Origin of the sequence: Peribacillus sp. NPDC060253, assembly GCF_042727425.1 — a bacterium.
Lineage (GTDB): Bacteria > Bacillota > Bacilli > Bacillales > DSM-1321 > Peribacillus.
Genome location: NZ_JBHXAS010000003.1, coordinates 19,578 through 35,475 on the forward strand (window position 1 = coordinate 19,578; position 15,898 = coordinate 35,475).

The window sequence follows — 15,898 nt, forward strand, 5'->3', positions numbered from 1 at the left end:
TAAAAACAGATTGCAAGATATTGTGCAATTTCTCGCAATCTGCTAATAGATTTTTTGGTTCAGTCCAGCTTTTCTCCCGTAAATACGCCCGTTTCCTCTAAATAGCTCCGTAACGGTGAATACTCTGGGGAATGCCAAAAGCTTTGGGAAGCTATCAATTTTGAAGCATCCATCCTTGCCACCTCCAACGTCCTGTAATCATGGACCATGTCGGCTACTTTAAACTCAGGAAGGCCGCTTTGTTTTTTGCCGAAGAAGTCACCAGGGCCTCGGAGTTCCAGATCTTTCTCCGAAAGGGCAAAGCCATCATTCGTCTCAGTCATGATTTTCATCCGTTCCTTGCCGACTTCCGTTTTTGGATCTGCCAAGAGAATGCAAAATGACTGGTCACTTCCCCGTCCAACTCTTCCCCGTAACTGATGCAACTGGGAAAGTCCAAATCGCTCCGCATCATAGATGACCATTACCGTTGCATTAGGAACATTCACTCCAACTTCCACAACCGTAGTAGAGACAAGGATTTGCGCTTCATTGGCACTAAACTGCTGCATGACTTCGTCTTTTTCATCCGCTGGCAGGCGCCCGTGCATGAGCCCCACTTTGTACCTGTTCGCAAAGTACTGCGTAAGCATAGCATGTACATCTAGAACATTTTGTAAAGAATCCAGTTTCTCGGACTCCTCAATCAGGGGACAGATGACGTAGGCCTGTCTCCCTTTTTTTAATTCCTTTTCGACAAAAGTTAATATCCTGTCAAGCATTTGGTGTTTCGCCCAATAGGTTTCTATCGCTTTACGCCCGGCAGGCATTTCGTCTATCGTGGAGACGTCCATTTCACCAAATACCGTTATTGCGAGCGTGCGCGGAATCGGTGTGGCCGTCATGAATAAAACATCCGGATTTGCACCTTTTTCACGAAGGATCCGACGCTGCTCCACTCCAAAACGATGTTGTTCATCCGTTATGACAAGACCGAGGTTCCGAAAATTCACTTCTTCCTGTATCAATGCATGCGTTCCTATCAAAAGGTCGAGCTCCCCGGATTCAAGCATTTGCAACAGTTCCTTGCGCTTTTTGCCTTTTACCGAACTGGTCAACAAGGCGACCTTTACTCCACTCGGTTCCAACATGCCCTTCAATGATTGCGTATGCTGCTCGGCCAAGATTTCCGTTGGCACCATAAGTGCGCCTTGAAAACCAGCTGTAATCGCCGCTTTCAGGCATATGGCGGCAACAACCGTTTTTCCTGATCCAACATCCCCTTGAAGGAGTCGATTCATCCGGTAAGGAGATTTCATATCAGTCAATATTTCCTCGACGACCCTATTTTGAGCGTTCGTCAAAGGGAAAGGTAGAGTTTCAACGAATGCTTCCACAAGCCCCTCATCAAATTTTTGACCTATTCCTTTTGACTGCTCTCGCTGTACTTTACGAAGCGCCTGCATTTTGAGTTGAAACAATAAAAATTCTTCATACACAAAACGGCGTCGAGCCTTCTTAATATCATTAGCCGATAGAGGGAAATGCATGGTACGAAGAGCATCATTACGTGGCATCAGTTTGTATGTCGCCAATAACTGCGGGGGCATATTTTCTTCTATCATGGTCCCATACTGAGAAAAAGCATTGGAGATAAAGCGGCGCAGCCCTTTAACCGTAATGCTGCCCTTCACTGAATACACAGGTTCGAACTCTTTCTCCCGGCTATGATTCCCAACGTGGCACTCCGAGCCTGTGATGGTTTGACGATGACGATCCCATTTTCCAGTTACTGTTACGTTTTCGCCTATCGCGAGCTTGGACTTTAGATATGGCTGGTTAAAAAAAATGACATTTATTAAATATCTCCCAGTCAATAATTTAATCGTAAGCCTGGATTTTTTCTTCCCAAAGTACCCTAACGTGGGCACCGTATGAATCTTTCCTTCTACGGTAACCCTCTCTTCATGCTCGACCGTTTCTAAATCTCTCAATCTGTAATCTTCATAGCGATAAGGAAGGTGTTCCAGGAGATCCTTGACGGTATGGATCTCCATTTCCTTCAAAGCTGAAGCCGTTTCATCCCCAATGCCTTTTACTGTTGTTATGGGGTCATGTAGACTGGATTTCACTTTTTATTCAGCGGTATGCCAAAGATTTTCGCTTCCAACTCCCGTCCAGTTGGTGTAGCCGCTAATCCTCCTTGTGCAGTTTCCCTAAGAGCAGATGGCATCGTTTGTCCGATTTTGTACATCGCATCAATCACTTCATCACATGGTATACGGCTTGTGATCCCCGCTAACGCCATATCAGCGGCAACCATAGCATTGGCTGCCCCCATGGCATTCCGCTTCACACAAGGGACTTCCACAAGCCCAGCAACAGGGTCACATACAAGACCAAGCATGTTCTTCAAAGTGATTGCCATTGCTTCTGCACTTTGCGCAGGTGTTCCTCCTGCCATTTCCACGATGGCTGCCGCTGCCATGCCTGAAGCCGAACCAACTTCCGCCTGACAGCCTCCCGCAGCACCTGAGATCGAGGCATTATTCGCTACGACAAAACCAAATGCTCCTGCTGTAAAGAGGAACTCAATCTTCTCTTCCCGGCTCGGTTTTAATTTATTTTGCAATGCAAAAAGGGTTCCAGGCACCACACCCGCTGATCCGGCAGTGGGTGTCGCACAAATGGTTCCCATCGCTGCGTTCACTTCGTTTGTTGCCACGGCTTTGCTGACCGCATCCAACAGCATTTCACCGGATAAGGAATTTCCGGATTTTATATAATTCTGAAGAAGGACTGCGTCCCCGCCCGTCAGGCCGGAAACGGACCTTACACCTTGAAGTCCCTTTTCAACAGCCTGCTCCATCACATCCAGGTTGACTCCCATCTGGTAAATGATTTGTTCGCGACTTTTTCCGGTAACTTCCATTTCCTGTTCTATCATCAGTGCTGATATTTTTTTCTGCTTTGAGTCAGCTAACTCTACTAATTCCGCTACATTACGAAACATGATATCTTCTCCTTCCTAAGTGGAAACGATTGCCCTTATCAATCAACAATCCTCGCTACTTGAGTAATGTTAGGGAGAGCTGTAATTTCATCAATGACTTGATTCTCCAAGTTTTGATCCACTTCAATGGTCATCAAGGCCATCTTCCCTTTCTCTTTACGGGAAACTTCCATCTGGCCAATATTGATTTGATGCTTGGCTAAAATGTTAGAAACATTGGCAATGGCACCAAATCGGTCATCATGAACGACGAGTATGGCTGGGTTGTGGCCGGACAGCCTCAATTTAAACCCATTCAGTTCGACAATTTCAATCTTTCCCCCGCCAATCGAAATTCCGACAAGTTCAAGTTCACCATCATCATCACCCACCGTTATTTTTGCTGTATTGGGATGTTCCGGGACAGCTTCCTCTTCCCTGAATGTAATTTTGATTTTCTTTTTGCGGGCTATTTCCAGTGATTCTTTAATTCTCTCGTCAAATGTATCAAAATCAAGCAAACCTCCTACAATGGCCACATCCGTTCCATGGCCTTTATAGGTTTTGGCAAACGAACCGTAAAAGGAAATGTGGGCCCATTTGGGTTCCCGGTCGAATAAATTCCTGGCAACCCTCCCTATTCTTGCAGCTCCTGCAGTATGGGAACTAGAGGGGCCGATCATAACAGGGCCAATTATATCGAATACACTTCTAAATTTCATGAGTTGCTCCTCCTTCTTTAGAACTGAACCCAAGGGAAACACTAGGAGATGGTTTAATAATAACGCCAAATATAACGTAATTCCAATCATGCTGTTTCTAATCTTTTATTTCAAAAAAAATAAAACTGCATAGCCTAATGACATATGCAGTTTATTGCCTTTTATTTTTTCAGAATCCTTCAAATCAAAGAGACGGATCAGTCTCCCTTATCTTCATGATGCTTCTCTTATTCAATTGAAAAAATGTAAGAATATAATGGTTGTTTTCCATTATGGACTTCCACTTCAACATCTTCGAAATTCTCATTACAAAACGCAACTAGACCTTGGACTTCTTCTGTAGGTGCATCTTCTCCATATAAGATGGTCAGGATTTCGGAATCTTCGTCAATCATCTCAGAAAGAAGATTTTTTGCCGCCTGCGTCATGTCTTTATCCTTCACTTTGATGGTTCCTTCAGCAATTCCCATGAAATCTCCGGTCTCAATTGAAAGGCCGTCAATGTTGGTATCCCGGACAGCATAAGTAATCTGGCCCGTTTTCACATGTGAAAGGGCTTCAATCATCACTTTTTTATTCTCGGCAGCATCCAGGGATGGGTTGAAAGCCAATAATGCAGCCATCCCCTGTGGTACTGTTTTCGATGGAATGACAATCACGTGATCACCAAGGACATCTGCAGCTTGATTGGCTGCCATAATGATATTTTTATTGTTAGGCAAGATGATGACATGTTCTGCATATGCCTCTTCGACTGCTTTTACAATGTCTTCGGTGCTAGGGTTCATCGTTTGTCCGCCTTCGATGACAGACTTAGCGCCGATGCTTTTGAATAGCTCACTGATGCCTGTACCCATTGCTACAGACACTACACCGAATTTATCTTTCGCTGCCGGTTTCGTTTGGAGCTGCGTATTCGTTTCACCTACAATCGCAGTATGCTGTTCGCGCATATTATCGATTTTGAGTTTGATCAAGCTACCGTATTGCTGTCCATAATTCAGACACGTTCCAGGCTGTTCTGAGTGAATATGTACTTTGACAACTTCATCATCTGAGATGACCAGCAACGAATCTCCGTATTCACTTAAATCATTACGGAATTTTTCTTCGTCAAACGGTTTATTGGCAAGTTTTTCACTTTCCAATCGGACCATGAATTCAGTGCAGTAGCCAAATACGATATCTTCCGTGTTCATATGTCCTTGTACATTCATGTGATGCTCGGCACTGACCAAGTCATCCATGCTTGGGCCATTCGCAGATCGTACTGGAAGGGCTTCACCTTTCAGCTCAGCAAGGAAGCCTTCATATACGAATACCAACCCTTGTCCGCCGCTATCAACTACTCCTACTTCTTTTAAAACGGGAAGAAGATCCGGTGTGCGTTTTAATGAAGCATTAGCCTCCGTGACGATTTCTTCCATTACCTGAATGAGGTCTTGGTGCTTGGCCGCTGATGAAACCGCTTGCTTGGCAGCATCTTTTGCAACCGTTAAAATCGTTCCTTCAACTGGTTTCATTACAGCTTTATAAGCTGTCTGAACTCCTGCTTCAAATGCTTCGGCGAATTCTTCACTATTGATTTCCGATTTATGTTCAATCGCTTTAGCAAAACCGCGGAAAAGTTGTGAAAGGATTACACCCGAATTACCGCGAGCGCCCATTAGCAGTCCTCTAGAAAGGGAGGTACCCACTTTTCCGATGTGTTCCTGGACGTTATTTTGCACTTCCTTCGCTCCGGAAGTCATCGATAAGTTCATATTCGTTCCAGTATCTCCATCTGGAACAGGGAAAACATTCAATGCATCAACCATTTGGGCATTAGCCGCTAAATGATTGGCACCTTGAATGATCATTTCTGCAAAGCGCTTTCCGTTTAAACTTGTAATTGACACAAAACTTTCCTCCTATACTTAAGGGTTCGTCACACGAACTCCCTGCACAAAAATGTTAACGGATTCAACCGATAATCCTACAGTTTTGTCCAGAGTGTATTTCACCTTTGATTGCACGTTATGTGCAACTTCCGAGATTTTTGTTCCATAACTTACGATAATATACATATCGATATGAACTTCTTCCTCTTCTTGACGGACTATTACACCCTTAGTAAAGTTTTCTTTTCTTAAAATTTCGGCTATGCCGTCTTTAAATTGTTTTTTGGAAGCCATTCCTATAATTCCGTAGCAATCCACAGCTGCGCCGCCTGCTACAGTAGCGATAACATCATTAGATATATCAATTTGTCCATATTTCGTTTGTAATTCGATAGACATTTTCTTTTCCCTCCCAAAAAATCAATCAACTAAAGACATTTTACTATAATGTCTATGGTTTTAAAAGTAAATGTCGTACGGTACTTAATATAATTCAATTTTAAAGTATGTATGTCAAGGTTTTTTTCTTGAAAGTAATTAACTGAAGTATTGCATTCTCCCGGTAGGTATGATAAATTATTAAAGTATTTTACAAAGACTTAAGACGACTGCGAAAACTTAAGCTTGTTGTAGTTAGGAGGGAATTTAACATGGCACGTAAATGTGTAATCACTGGAAGAAGAACTCGTTCTGGTAACAGCCGCTCTCACGCAATGAACGCTAGCAAGCGTACATGGGGCGCTAACCTTCAAAAAGTACGTATTTTAGTTGACGGTAAACCTAAACGTGTATACGTTTCTGCAAGAGCTCTTAAATCGGGCAAAGTAGAACGCGTATAATGTTACGGCATCCTCTAAGGATGCCTTTTTACTTGAAATGGCTGGCATTTTTAATGGGGATGGTTAATAATTTCATTGATCAGGTCTCTAGTTGCATCAAGAAAAGAAGTCATCACCCATTAATGGATGGCCACCCCTTTCATTATCCCCCAGAAATCCCGAAAAATAACACCTCCCTGAATTTGAGAGGTGTCATGGTGATAAGTATCAGCCTTTTTTAAACGCTCCGAGCATAGCCCTTACCAAACTGCCCAGAACTTTTGGCAATTTAATCGTATAAAATTTCATCATGCTCCTCCTCTTTGCATCCCACAAATTAAGATGAAGTGGAATTTTTCTATTACAACATAAGCTTTTAAGCGGATATAGGATGATCGTAATTATATCCGAATCTGCTCTAAGCATGAATTTTAATCACTGCTTCTTATCACCATTAATATGCCTTCCTCAAATGAAACATTCCCAGATTCGGAAATTAGTTCATTGCTGATACAGAGTGTCGAACCTATTTCAAGGCTTGCATCACTCAATGGGTATTTGAAGCCCGATAGTGTAATACCAGTGACTTTTGCCGTAACAGGGAGCAATGACAAGTACTTCTTATCTTTCAAAGCAGTGACCTGATATGAGCCTGCTGTCTTTACTGTGAATATATTTTGCTGATCGACTATGTATATATCAATATCGGCATGATTTGGGAGGACACTTTCTTTTTGGAGCAGCTGGATATTACCGAGAAAATGATCCATTCTCCCCCCTGTAGCGCCCAGAATATGAATTTCTCTTGGTTTTTGATTTATTGCCCATTTAAATGCGATTTCTAAATCCGTTTCATCCTTTTCGGAAGAATATAGATTGATGTGTTCGAGCCTTTGTTCAATTTTCCTGTATTCATCTTCCGAGACTGAATCAAAATCCCCAAAACCACACTTAGGTTCGATACCTTTTTCCAGCAAGGACCATACTCCCCTATCAACCCCAACCCAAAAATCAGTCATCTCTTTATATCTCGTCAAATCCGGCAACAAACATTCTGGACCTCCAGCCATTATACTAATAATCATGATCATCTTCCTTTTCTACGTATATTCATATCCGAGCTGCTTTTATAACATTGTTAAAAAAAGCCGATCACTATCATATGAATATGATAATGTCGACTTTATCTCACTTTCCCCGAATCTTTTGAATCGCTGCGTGGCGATCTTCTTGATTATATATTGCTGAACCGGCCACTAGAACTGTTGCCCCTTGTTCAATACAAAGTTTAGCCGTTTCTTCATTTACTCCACCATCAATCTCTATTTCCAGATTCTGATTATACATGTCTGCCATCGCCTTCACTTCAGCAATTTTTGGCAGTACGGATTTGATGAACTTTTGCCCGCCAAAACCTGGGTTAACTGTCATCAACAACACCATGTCAATTTCTTCGATTATAGGTTGGAGCAAGGAAGCTGGAGTGGCTGGGTTAAGCACAACGCCTGCCTTTACACCAAAAGATTTAATTAATTGTATCGTCCGATGCAAATGAGTGCATGCCTCTACATGTACAGTTATATAATCGGCTCCCGCTTTAGCAAACGCCTCGATATAAAGATCCGGTTTTTCAATCATTAAGTGAACATCAAGCGGAAGCTTTGTCACCGGTCTGATAGCATCGACAATGAGCGAGCCTATCGTAATGTTCGGCACGAAATGACCATCCATGACATCTACATGGATGAAATCCGCTCCGCCCCTTTCCACATCCAGAATCTCTTCTCCCAATTTTGCAAAGTTAGCTGATAAAATGGATGGCGCAATTTTAACCATTTCAATACCTCGGCTTTCTATCTCTAATTTCTTCTAGGAATTGCATATAATGCTCATATCGATAACGCGGAATTTCACCGGCATCAACCGCATCCTTTACGGCACACTTCGGTTCTTTATCATGCAAGCAAGCCCGGAATTTACAGTCTTCCCCATGCTTATGCATTTCCGGGAAGCAATAGGATAAACGTTCAGCTTCCATTTCCATGAATTCAAGTGAACTGAATCCCGGTGTATCCGCGACAAGTCCAGAACCAATGTGAATCAATTCAACGTGACGCGTTGTATGCTTTCCGCGTCCTAGATGTGATGAAATATCATCTGTCTTTAAAGCCAATTCAGGATTGATCGCATTCAGTAAAGATGATTTCCCAACTCCGGACTGACCGGCAAAAACACTCGTTTTTCCTTCTAAAAACGGAACTAGTTCTTCAATCCCTCCAGCGGTAACGGACGATGTCTCCAGTACCGTATATCCTAGTTTCTGATAGTCTTTGATATACTGAGACAATTTCTTTCGGTTTTCAGAAGTAACCAAGTCCAGTTTCGTCACGACAATAATGGGTTCGATTTCGTTATCTTCGATAAGCACGAGAAATCGATCAAGCAATGCTGTACTGAAATCAGGTTCAACTGCTGAAAAGACAAGGATGGCTTGGTCTACATTTGATATCTGCGGACGAATCAATTCATTCTTTCGCGGTTTTATTTCGGTTACGGTCCCGTCCGTTTTATTTTCCGCTTGGAAAACCACATAATCACCAACAAGTGGCGTAATCTTGTTTTTCCTGAATACTCCCCGTCCGCGGCATTGAAAGACCTCTTCTCCATCAAGGACATAATAAAATCCACTTAATGCTTTGATAATTTTTCCTTCGGGCATAACCACACTCCTAATTATTAAATTTAGTCGGGATAAGAGACGGCTTGATCAATGATGACCTGATTGTCCCGCATGACTTTATATCCGGCTTTCTTATCTGGGGAAACCGTTAATTCAATCGTTCGCTTGGCATCTTCCACAATAAAGAATGATTCTTTAGGCTCGGTCATGCTATTGTTGATATCCTCTATGAAAATTTGTACTTTTTGCGCTTTGCCTTGCTCAATCGGATCATACTCGATCTTGATTTCCTCCGTTACATTCTTAGGAGGGATCTCTTCTTTCCCTTTTGAAAGGACGACTTTCACCGTACTGCCTCTTTCCACCTTTGTAGCAGGTTCAGGTGACTGCGAGATGACAAGCCCCTCAGCGACGGAATCATCATAGACTTCTTCTTCCACATCGATCTTTATTCCACTTTCGTTGGAATAATCATTAAGCCCAGCTTCATTGAACCCTGTCAGGTCCTTTAAACTCAATAAATCTTCCCCTTTGCTCACCGTTAACTCAAGCTCCGTCTCGGATGGGACGATTTCAGCGGCACCCGAAGGCGTTTGATTTATGATTGTACCGGCTGCACTGTCATCATATTTTTCGGTCACGCTAATATTTTTGAAGCCCATTTTATCAAGGAGGGATTTAACATCAGAGTAATGTCTTCCTTCATAGCTGGATAATGATATCGTTTCTTTACCAATACTTTGATAAATATGGATTTCTGCACCTACCTTGACCGTCCTTCCTTCCTTAGGGTTGGTTTTGATCACCAGGCCCGATTCAACCTCTTCATCTTCAATCTCGATCGTATCTCCGATGACCAAATCCAATTCAAGCAATTCAGTAATGGCATCTTCCAACTCTTTCCCTTTAAGGTCAGGGATCGTCACTTCCTTCGAACCGAATAGGGAAGGTCCTACAGTGACAGATAAAACGGCAAGCAGCGCGAGAACCAAAAAGATGGTCACCAAAATGGCTGGCATTTTCTTTCGTTTTTTATCTTTTTGTTTAGACTTCGTTTTTTGTTTTTTCTGTTTCTTTTGTTTCTTCAGTTTCTTGTTCGTTTTAATGTCTTCTTCTGATTCACTTTCGCCATCGTCCGCATAGACTAGAGTGTTTTTTTCCGGCCCTCTTATGATTGTCTCATCAACACTTGAAAGCTGATCATCCGTAATGACCGGAATGGCTTTAGTTGCATCATGATCTTCAGGTATCGCAAACGGCAGCTCGTTTGAACGCTCAGGATTCAGCGACGTACGAATATCATCTTCCATTGAGTCTACGCTTTCATAGCGGTAATATGAATCTTTGGCTGTCGCTTTCAAGATAATATTTTCCACGCTCTGAGGTATTTCAGAGTTCCAGCGTTTTGGTGATGGAGTTTCCGATTGTAAATGTTTAAGTGCTATCGAAACGGCAGATTCACCCGAAAAAGGCAATCTCCCCGTCAGTAATTCAAACATGACGATGCCAAGTGAATAAATGTCCGATTTCTTATTGGCCATCCCGCCCCTAGCCTGTTCTGGAGACAAGTAATGAACGGAGCCTAAGACTGCATTCGTCTGAGTTATGTTTGTTGCACTTAAGGCCAATGCAATTCCAAAGTCCGTAATCTTGACGGTTCCTTCTTTATCAATCAAAATGTTCTGTGGCTTGATATCACGATGTATAATCCCATTGTGATGGGCATGCGAAATCGCTGCCGTGATTTGCTTCATGATATCCAACGCTTTTTCAACTGGTATGGGATAATACTTTTGTATGTATTGCTTAAGTGTAAAACCATCCACGTATTCCATTACAATATAGTAGATGGAATCTTCTTCACCAACATCATAAATACTTACGATATTGGGATGGGCCAAACTGGTTGCCGATTGCGCTTCCCGATTGAAGCGCTTGATGAACTCTTCGTCATTATTGAAATCCATGCGAAGGATTTTCAATGCAACATCCCTATCTAAAATCATATCCCTTGCAAGGTAAACATTCGCCATACCGCCGCCGCCGACCATTTTGATCAGTTTATAGCGGCCGTTGATTCTTCTACCAATCAACATTCAATTCACCTGCTTTCGCTTTCATCAGTAAATTGAACAAGCACAAGGGTGATATTATCTTCCCCACCGTAGTGATTGGCCTTATCTATTAATGAATTCGCCTTTTCTTCAAGAGGCTGTCCATTGGTAACGGTTTCTTCAAGTTCCTGTTCACTCACTTTATTCGTTAAACCGTCCGAACAAAGCAAAAGTAAATCACTTTCTTCGAAGATGACCGTCGTGATGTCCATCTCCACTTGCGTTTCAGTCCCCAAGGCTCGTAATAAAACATTTTTTCGTGGATGATTATCTGCATCTTCCTTCGTTATCTGCCCAGAACGAACCAATTCGTTAACAAGTGAATGATCTTCCGTGACCTGCTTAAAACCACTCTCATTATACAAATAACAACGGCTATCCCCGATGTTGGCAATCGTCGCAAACTTGTCAGTACAGATGGCTGCAACAATGGTGGTTCCCATGCCCTTACATTCTGTATTCGCTTCGGCATGTTCAAAAAGCAACTGATTGACCAAGAAGATTTGCTGTTTCAGCCAGTCCTCGGCATCATTTGCCGTTTCGATCCCACTGGATACCTCCCAGCCCTTTTTCAGAAGGTCAACCGTCATTGCACTTGCTACATCCCCGGCACGGTGGCCGCCCATGCCATCTGCAACGATGGCAAGGCGAACGCCTTCCGAGTTCTTAAAGATTCCGCCATTATCTTCATTATGCTGGCGGACTTTTCCACGGTCTGTTTTAAATATTGCCCTCATAGGGTCACCTCGTCTCTTCTTTGCGCTCCTTGGCCCGAAGCTGGCCGCAGGCTGCGTCAATATCACTGCCTTGTTCCCTTCGGATTGTTACATTAATGCCGCGCTTTTTCAATGTTTTTTCAAACTCAAAAATTTGGTCCCGAGGTGTACGAACATAGTTGCGCTCCGGTACATAGTTAACCGGAATTAAGTTGACATGACATTTTATCCCGCTTATTAAATCAGCTAATTCTTCGGCGTGTTCCACTGTATCATTTTCGCCACCGAATAGACCATATTCAAAACTTACACGGCGCCCTGTTTTTTCTGTATAGTATTTGATAGCCTCAATCAAGTCTGGTAGTTTGTAGGCTTTGTTGATCGGCATCAATTTACTTCTCAATTCCGTGTTCGGTGCATGCAGGGAAACAGCAAAGTTGATTTGCATGCTTTCTTCTGCAAATTTATAGATCTTAGGAATGATTCCACTTGTAGAAACGGTAATATGACGTGCTCCGATGTTCAAGCCTTTTTCATGGTTAATATTCTTCAAGAATGACATCATATTATCATAGTTATCGAATGGTTCACCGATACCCATGATAACCACAGAGCTAACACGTTCTTCCACTTCGTCAAGTGCCTGCTGTACTTTAACGACCTGAGCAACAATTTCCCCTGATTCTAGGTTTCGCTTTAAACCGCCAAGTGTAGATGCACAGAAGGTACAGCCAATTCTACAACCAACCTGTGTTGTCACACAAATGGAGTTTCCGTATTCATGGCGCATCAACACCGTTTCAATCGAATATCCATCTTGGAGTTCAAATAAAAACTTCATCGTTCCGTCATTGGACGTTTGTTGAATCAAAGTTTTCAATGTTGTGAATGTGAATTGGGATTCCAGCTTATCACGTAAAGATTTCGAAAGGTTGGACATATCTTCAAAACTAGAGACACGCTTTTTATAAAGCCAGTCATAAACTTGATCGGCCCTGAATGCCTTCTCGCCATTTTGAATGAGCCATTCCTTAATCTGATGTAGCTCTAATGAATAAATCGATGGTTTTTCTGGTGTTGTGTCTTTTCTTACTCTGGATGATTTAGTGATTTCTGCCATTACAGCACCTTCTTTCTGAAACTCGCAATAAAGAATCCGTCACTGCTAAAATATTGCGGAAAAACTTGCAACGTATGGCCCTCGATAAATGGCTGAACGCTTTTTGGCATTCTTGAGGACAAGGATGCATCGCTTTCAAAATCCGGATGGTTTTCCAAAAATGCTGCAGCAACTTTGTCATTTTCTTCTCTATCCACCGTACATGTACTATATACTAACCGTCCGCCTTGCTTTACAAGTGGGGCAGCAGCTTCCAATAATTGTTTTTGTATACTTGAGAGTTTCATTATATCATCTTTTGTTTTTGTGTACTTTACATCCGGCTTCCGGCGCATCACTCCCAATCCTGAGCATGGTGCATCGATCAAGACCCGGTCAAACCCTTCTTTATTAAAATGTTCCTGCACTTTTCTGCTATCAAGTGCCATTGTCTTAATATTGTTTCTCAGTTTTAGACGCTCTGCCTGCTCTTTGATGAGCTTTACCTTATGCTCATGAAGGTCAAGCGCATATACCTGTCCAGTGGTTAAGCCTTCTGCGATATGAGTCGTTTTCCCCCCAGGTGCAGCACAGCAATCGAGTACAGCATCATTTTCATTTGCACCCAACGCATGGGCAACAAGCATTGAACTTTCGTCCTGAATTGATAAATACCCCAATTTATAGCTTTCAGAATGTGCTAGATTACCTTTATAGCTGACGATGGCTTCGGGAACGACTTCACTCGCTTCAACGTCATATCCTTCTTCCGTTAATATGCTGATCAATTCACTGCGTGAAATCTTCTTTAAATTCACTCGTCCCGTCTGCAATGGTGCAGTAAGGTTGATTTCACACATTTCCCTGGTTTTTTCAAACCCAAATTGCTCTACCCAGCGGTTGACCAGCCAAGCTGGATGGCTTACTTCGATGGATAGCCGTTCAATATCGCCTTTGATATCATCAAGAGAAGGAACACCATTTCTTTGAATATTACGGAGCACGCCATTGACCATTGATGATGTACCCTTATGCCCACGCTTTTTAGAGATTTCGACAGCCTCGAAAATAATCGCATGATCTGGAACTTTATCTAAATAAACCATTTGATAAACGGAAAGCCTAAGTAAATTGATGACCCAGCTTTGCGTTTTTTTGGGTTGTTTAATATACGGATTCAAATAGTAATCCAAAGTCATCTTCCGCTGTATGGTCCCGTAGCTTATTTCTGTAAGCAAACCACTGTCCACAGCGGATAACTGGTGCTTTTTAATCAGGTTGTTTAATAGTAGGTTACTGTAGGATTGGTTTTTCTCTACAGATTCCAAAATATCGAGAGCGATTTCACGTACTCCCTTTTTAGTTTGCTTCATTTTGTTCTCCTAACTTCATGCCTGCTTTAATGAACGATCCGGCTCCACGCAAGTAATCTTTCGCCGGCATTTTTTTCTTCCCTGAAGGCTGCAGTTCAGTAACTAGTATCGCCGTCTCATTGCCAGTCGAAACAATGAAACCATCATTTCGTACATCAATAATCGTGCCCGGAACTGCCTGATTGCCATGTTCCAGTCTTTTCGCCTGCCAAATTTTTAAAATGGCCCCATTTAAGGTCGTATAGGCAACAGGCCAAGGATTCAAGCCACGTACATGGTTATAGATGTTTTCCCCTGTTTTCGACCAGTCGATTTTTTCCTCCGACCGTTTAATGTTAGGTGCGAAAGTCGCTTTATTCTCATCTTGCTTAATCGCGTGTAACTCTTCCTTTAAAAGTTTCGGCAGTGTCACAGCAAGTAAATCCGACCCTATCATGCTTAATTTATCATGTAATGTGCCGACGTTATCTTCTTCCTCTATGGTAACTTCCGCCTGAGTCAATATATCCCCGGCATCCAATTTCTCCGCCATATACATAATGGTAATTCCTGTCTTTTCTTTCCCCTGTAAAATCGAATAATGGATGGGCGCCCCTCCACGCAGTTCAGGGAGCAGGGAAGCATGTACGTTAATGCATCCGTATTTAGGGGCTTCCAGCAATTCATTCGGAAGGATTTGTCCGAAAGCTGCTGTCACCACTAAGTCAGGATTCAATGCAATGATCTTTTCAAGTTCTTCTTTTTCACGGATTTTTTCGGGCTGATAAACGGGAATCCCCTGCTTCTCGGCTTCGACCTTAACTGGCGGCGGCGTTAGTACCTTTTTTCGGCCAACTGGACGATCGGGCTGTGTGACGACAGCAATTACGTCATATCCTTCATCAATGATTCTTTTCAACACTGGAACTGAAAAGTCCGGTGTTCCCATAAATATAATTTTTGTCATTCTTCTTCAAACCTTTCTAACTCTTCTTCCGAAATATAGCGGGAAACCTTACTAGTGAATAAAACACCTTGCAAATGATCGATTTCGTGCAGAAGGGCCTTTGCGAGGAAATCCTCCGCTTCTATCTCGAAAAAAGTTCCTTTTCGGTCTTGTGCCCGAACCTTGACGCGGTATGGGCGCGATACCTCACCGTATAAACTCGGGAAGCTCAAGCAGCCTTCAACACCAGTCTGTTCGCCCTTCATTTCCAGCACTTCTGGATTAATCAGTTCGATTGCACCTGATCCTTCCTCTATTTCGACGACAGCAACTTGCTTTTTCACGCCAACCTGAGGTGCCGCAATACCAACACCATCCGCTTCTACCATCGTTTCGTACATGTTATTTAACAGCTTTGCCAATTTTTTATCAAAACTTGTTATTTTATCGCATTTTTGTTGTAAAATTTTATCAGGAAACAAGACAATCGGTAAAATAGCCAAAATTAAAGGTACCCTCCTAGATATGAAAAACAACACTTCATTATATAAAAACGCAAGCTTAAGAAAAGCTCGCGGCAATCATCCAACTCTTAAACAA

16 protein-coding genes are annotated in these 15,898 nt (G+C 42.5%); 1 reads left to right on the forward strand and 15 read right to left on the reverse strand.

What is annotated here, in order from left to right; all coding sequences use genetic code 11:
• Positions 1-59: 59 nt before the first annotated feature.
• From recG to ACFWE9_RS01490, 5 genes are all read right to left on the reverse strand, one after another.
• The gene (recG, locus tag ACFWE9_RS01470) at positions 60-2,111 is read right to left on the reverse strand and encodes an ATP-dependent DNA helicase RecG (protein ID WP_377355340.1); all 2,052 of its coding nucleotides are present in this window, start codon (positions 2,109-2,111) and stop codon (positions 60-62) included.
• Positions 2,108-2,992, reverse strand: a complete 885-nt coding sequence (gene sdaAA / locus ACFWE9_RS01475) for an L-serine ammonia-lyase, iron-sulfur-dependent, subunit alpha (RefSeq protein ID WP_230158147.1) — start codon at positions 2,990-2,992, stop codon at positions 2,108-2,110. The genes recG and sdaAA overlap by 4 nt, the downstream gene beginning before the upstream one ends.
• 38 nt (positions 2,993-3,030) lie before the next feature.
• On the reverse strand, positions 3,031-3,693 hold the full coding sequence (gene sdaAB, locus ACFWE9_RS01480; protein WP_377355341.1) for an L-serine ammonia-lyase, iron-sulfur-dependent subunit beta: 663 nt from the start codon (positions 3,691-3,693) through the stop codon (positions 3,031-3,033).
• A 227-nt stretch (positions 3,694-3,920) separates the two neighbouring features.
• The gene (locus ACFWE9_RS01485; protein ID WP_377355342.1) at positions 3,921-5,591 is read right to left on the reverse strand and encodes a DAK2 domain-containing protein; all 1,671 of its coding nucleotides are present in this window, start codon (positions 5,589-5,591) and stop codon (positions 3,921-3,923) included.
• Positions 5,592-5,609: 18 nt separating this feature from the next.
• Positions 5,610-5,972: an Asp23/Gls24 family envelope stress response protein gene (locus tag ACFWE9_RS01490; protein ID WP_230158151.1), complete on the reverse strand. Its 363-nt coding sequence runs from the start codon at positions 5,970-5,972 to the stop codon at positions 5,610-5,612.
• A gap of 251 nt (positions 5,973-6,223) precedes the next feature.
• Here ACFWE9_RS01490 and rpmB point away from each other — a divergent pair, with 251 nt between their 5' ends.
• On the forward strand, positions 6,224-6,412 hold the full coding sequence (rpmB, locus tag ACFWE9_RS01495; protein ID WP_034313767.1) for a 50S ribosomal protein L28: 189 nt from the start codon (positions 6,224-6,226) through the stop codon (positions 6,410-6,412).
• A gap of 207 nt (positions 6,413-6,619) precedes the next feature.
• Here the strand turns inward: rpmB and spoVM are convergent, their stop codons facing one another.
• The 10 genes from spoVM to def all read right to left on the reverse strand — a co-directional run bounded on the left by spoVM (position 6,620) and on the right by def (position 15,801).
• Positions 6,620-6,700 (reverse strand): stage V sporulation protein SpoVM, encoded by an 81-nt coding sequence (gene spoVM, locus ACFWE9_RS01500; protein ID WP_034313769.1) that lies wholly within the window; start codon positions 6,698-6,700, stop codon positions 6,620-6,622.
• Between the two features lie 122 nt (positions 6,701-6,822).
• The gene (locus tag ACFWE9_RS01505; protein WP_230158153.1) at positions 6,823-7,476 is read right to left on the reverse strand and encodes a thiamine diphosphokinase; all 654 of its coding nucleotides are present in this window, start codon (positions 7,474-7,476) and stop codon (positions 6,823-6,825) included.
• 103 nt (positions 7,477-7,579) lie between these two features.
• Positions 7,580-8,227: a ribulose-phosphate 3-epimerase gene (rpe, locus tag ACFWE9_RS01510; RefSeq protein WP_377355343.1), complete on the reverse strand. Its 648-nt coding sequence runs from the start codon at positions 8,225-8,227 to the stop codon at positions 7,580-7,582.
• A 1-nt stretch (position 8,228) separates the two neighbouring features.
• Positions 8,229-9,110, reverse strand: coding sequence for a ribosome small subunit-dependent GTPase A (rsgA, locus tag ACFWE9_RS01515; RefSeq protein ID WP_230158157.1), 882 nt, complete (start codon positions 9,108-9,110; stop codon positions 8,229-8,231).
• A gap of 23 nt (positions 9,111-9,133) precedes the next feature.
• Positions 9,134-11,167, reverse strand: a complete 2,034-nt coding sequence (gene pknB, locus ACFWE9_RS01520) for a Stk1 family PASTA domain-containing Ser/Thr kinase (RefSeq protein WP_230158159.1) — start codon at positions 11,165-11,167, stop codon at positions 9,134-9,136.
• A 5-nt stretch (positions 11,168-11,172) separates the two neighbouring features.
• Positions 11,173-11,922, reverse strand: a complete 750-nt coding sequence (locus ACFWE9_RS01525) for a Stp1/IreP family PP2C-type Ser/Thr phosphatase (protein WP_377355344.1) — start codon at positions 11,920-11,922, stop codon at positions 11,173-11,175.
• A gap of 4 nt (positions 11,923-11,926) precedes the next feature.
• Positions 11,927-13,021 (reverse strand): dual-specificity RNA methyltransferase RlmN, encoded by a 1,095-nt coding sequence (rlmN, locus tag ACFWE9_RS01530; RefSeq protein WP_230158163.1) that lies wholly within the window; start codon positions 13,019-13,021, stop codon positions 11,927-11,929.
• Positions 13,021-14,373, reverse strand: a complete 1,353-nt coding sequence (gene rsmB, locus ACFWE9_RS01535; protein ID WP_230158166.1) for a 16S rRNA (cytosine(967)-C(5))-methyltransferase RsmB — start codon at positions 14,371-14,373, stop codon at positions 13,021-13,023. The genes rlmN and rsmB overlap by 1 nt, the downstream gene beginning before the upstream one ends.
• Positions 14,360-15,319, reverse strand: coding sequence for a methionyl-tRNA formyltransferase (fmt, locus tag ACFWE9_RS01540; protein ID WP_230158168.1), 960 nt, complete (start codon positions 15,317-15,319; stop codon positions 14,360-14,362). The genes rsmB and fmt overlap by 14 nt, the downstream gene beginning before the upstream one ends.
• Positions 15,316-15,801 carry a peptide deformylase gene (gene def, locus ACFWE9_RS01545; RefSeq protein ID WP_230158169.1) on the reverse strand — a complete coding sequence of 162 codons (486 nt, stop codon included), beginning with the start codon at positions 15,799-15,801 and terminating at the stop codon, positions 15,316-15,318. The genes fmt and def overlap by 4 nt, the downstream gene beginning before the upstream one ends.
• Positions 15,802-15,898: the final 97 nt, after the last annotated feature.

What these genes read in the sequence shown, in the direction of transcription:
- sdaAA (WP_230158147.1), bottom strand. Translation starts at nt 2,992, where the DNA reads ATGTTTCGTAATGTAGCGGAATTAGTAGAGTTAGCTGACTCAAAGCAG.
- sdaAB (WP_377355341.1), bottom strand. Translation starts at nt 3,693, where the DNA reads ATGAAATTTAGAAGTGTATTCGATATAATTGGCCCTGTTATGATCGGC.
- ACFWE9_RS01490 (WP_230158151.1), bottom strand. Translation starts at nt 5,972, where the DNA reads ATGTCTATCGAATTACAAACGAAATATGGACAAATTGATATATCTAAT.
- rpmB (WP_034313767.1), top strand. Translation starts at nt 6,224, where the DNA reads ATGGCACGTAAATGTGTAATCACTGGAAGAAGAACTCGTTCTGGTAAC.
- spoVM (WP_034313769.1), bottom strand. Translation starts at nt 6,700, where the DNA reads ATGAAATTTTATACGATTAAATTGCCAAAAGTTCTGGGCAGTTTGGTA.
- ACFWE9_RS01505 (WP_230158153.1), bottom strand. Translation starts at nt 7,476, where the DNA reads ATGATTATTAGTATAATGGCTGGAGGTCCAGAATGTTTGTTGCCGGAT.
- rpe (WP_377355343.1), bottom strand. Translation starts at nt 8,227, where the DNA reads ATGGTTAAAATTGCGCCATCCATTTTATCAGCTAACTTTGCAAAATTG.
- rsgA (WP_230158157.1), bottom strand. Translation starts at nt 9,110, where the DNA reads ATGCCCGAAGGAAAAATTATCAAAGCATTAAGTGGATTTTATTATGTC.
- pknB (WP_230158159.1), bottom strand. Translation starts at nt 11,167, where the DNA reads ATGTTGATTGGTAGAAGAATCAACGGCCGCTATAAACTGATCAAAATG.
- ACFWE9_RS01525 (WP_377355344.1), bottom strand. Translation starts at nt 11,922, where the DNA reads ATGAGGGCAATATTTAAAACAGACCGTGGAAAAGTCCGCCAGCATAAT.
- rlmN (WP_230158163.1), bottom strand. Translation starts at nt 13,021, where the DNA reads ATGGCAGAAATCACTAAATCATCCAGAGTAAGAAAAGACACAACACCA.
- rsmB (WP_230158166.1), bottom strand. Translation starts at nt 14,373, where the DNA reads ATGAAGCAAACTAAAAAGGGAGTACGTGAAATCGCTCTCGATATTTTG.
- fmt (WP_230158168.1), bottom strand. Translation starts at nt 15,319, where the DNA reads ATGACAAAAATTATATTTATGGGAACACCGGACTTTTCAGTTCCAGTG.